Annotated in this window: 3 protein-coding genes; 1 reads left to right on the forward strand and 2 read right to left on the reverse strand. The window is 57.6% G+C overall.

Annotation, left to right across the window (positions count from 1 at the left end):
* A partial coding sequence (locus BVER_RS34930) for a hypothetical protein (protein ID WP_232316913.1) occupies positions 1-232 on the forward strand: 232 nt, incomplete at its 5' end.
* 417 nt (positions 233-649) lie between these two features.
* On the opposite strand, the gene BVER_RS28845 is transcribed toward BVER_RS34930, so the two are convergent.
* Positions 650-1,111: a DUF4279 domain-containing protein gene (locus tag BVER_RS28845; protein WP_232316915.1), complete on the reverse strand. Its 462-nt coding sequence runs from the start codon at positions 1,109-1,111 to the stop codon at positions 650-652.
* Positions 1,083-1,427, reverse strand: a complete 345-nt coding sequence (locus tag BVER_RS28850) for a hypothetical protein (protein WP_157056302.1) — start codon at positions 1,425-1,427, stop codon at positions 1,083-1,085. The genes BVER_RS28845 and BVER_RS28850 overlap by 29 nt, the downstream gene beginning before the upstream one ends.
* Positions 1,428-1,586: the final 159 nt, after the last annotated feature.

Raw genomic sequence — 1,586 nt, forward strand, 5'->3', positions numbered from 1 at the left:
GCTGCTGCATAGCGGCCGCGCGGCGTTCGGCGCTGCGGGCTACGCCCTTCGCGCCGCACGTCGCACAGAAGGATCAACTGAAACCACCGGCATCCGATTTCTGCACAACTTGACGCACACAACTTTCCAACGGCGCAAAATCGACGTTCACTGGAAATTACGATTCGACCTACGACATGACTCCTACACAAGCGGCCGTCACCGGTACTTTCCGGGGCGTGAGTTTGACTAACTTGGGATCGGATAGCGCCACGCTAACCGCAGACGCTAATGGGGTTATCACGGGCAGCGGTACAAACTGCACATTCACTGGGACCATCAAGCCGCATGCGACCGGCAACGTCTACGATGTAACGGCGCAGTTCGCGGCCAGCTCGGGATGCGCTTATCCAAATACGTCGGCTAGCGGTATCGGATTGGTCAGCGGCAACGGCATTCGCGCGCTACTTCAGACGCCCACTAATGCTGGCGTCCTGTTTATCGGTTCCAAGTAAAGGCGCATGCGCCGTATCAACGGCCCTTCGGGGCCGTTTTGCTTTTCTTGGCTGCTTCGCGATAACCGATTAGCGATGTCGCCGCTCGGGCGGCCTAGGCAGCGCGACGCCTGCTCGCTTCGTGCGATTAAGGCGTGCCGCCGCATTTCTTTGTTCTACCGGTATTCGTCTATCTCGACTGTGCCGCCCATCCTTTCCATCATCCTCCGAATACCGTCGGGCACATCCGGCAAGCGGTCACCTGTCTCATTGTCCCAGTAGCACCAAAGCGCGAGCTTGGCACCTTGCGCTTTAGCCAGCGTGCGCAGATCGTCACGCGGTAGCGCAAGTGCGCTCTTCAGGTAATCGAGATGCGGCGTGAGATGATCGCTTCGAATGGCGGATTTGCTCCCGAACGCCCAGAAGCCGCTGTCGGCCGGTCGGGCGCTGATTTTTCCGGATGGATAGCTATAGCGTTTTCCTTTCGTTCGAACGCTAAACGGCGTCACCCCGAAATACTCAGTCCAGAAATCCGGCTCGACAAATTCACCGGAAATAATCAGCGTCGCGTGCGCGAGCGCGTGCGGCTCTGTTTTGCTGCTCGCTGCTTCAGGGCGCATAGTTATGGATGTTGCCATCGAGAATTTGCTTATTAAACTCCACGCTGCCATCTTCGTGGAAGATCACGTTATCAGCAGGTCCCAGCCCGTTCTGCGGCTTGAACTGGTGAAGCATGTCGCTGAAAGTATTCTTGTCGTAGCCAAGCATTTTGGCGGCTTGGCGCGGGTTGTTCGTACTGGCCGCAAGGTCAAACACGTCGTCGCTGAGCGCGTCCGGTACGTCCTCGAACGGTTGCGCGTCGCCAAGCAACGAACCAGTATCCCCAATATCGCCGAAGCTCTTGGCCAGTCGTCCTGGCGATTCGTTGTCGCCGCCCGCCGCGTCGCCGAGCATCGTGCGGCCTACGGCTTCTGCAGCGCCTAGCCAGTCGGCCCTGAACAATCCTCAAAGCCTTACGCGATAAGGCGTTACAGCCCAAACCATGTTGAGCGAATTGCAGGAAGCAGGCATATTAACGTTTGATTCCTGCATTTTTTGACGAGGTGCGGATGG

The sequence above is a fragment of the Candidatus Burkholderia verschuerenii genome (genome assembly GCF_001189365.1).
GTDB lineage: Bacteria > Pseudomonadota > Gammaproteobacteria > Burkholderiales > Burkholderiaceae > Caballeronia > Caballeronia verschuerenii.

Coding starts and splice junctions, on each gene's coding strand:
- BVER_RS28845 (WP_232316915.1), bottom strand. CDS start 1,111: ATGGCAACATCCATAACTATGCGCCCTGAAGCAGCGAGCAGCAAAACA.
- BVER_RS28850 (WP_157056302.1), bottom strand. CDS start 1,427: ATGCTCGGCGACGCGGCGGGCGGCGACAACGAATCGCCAGGACGACTG.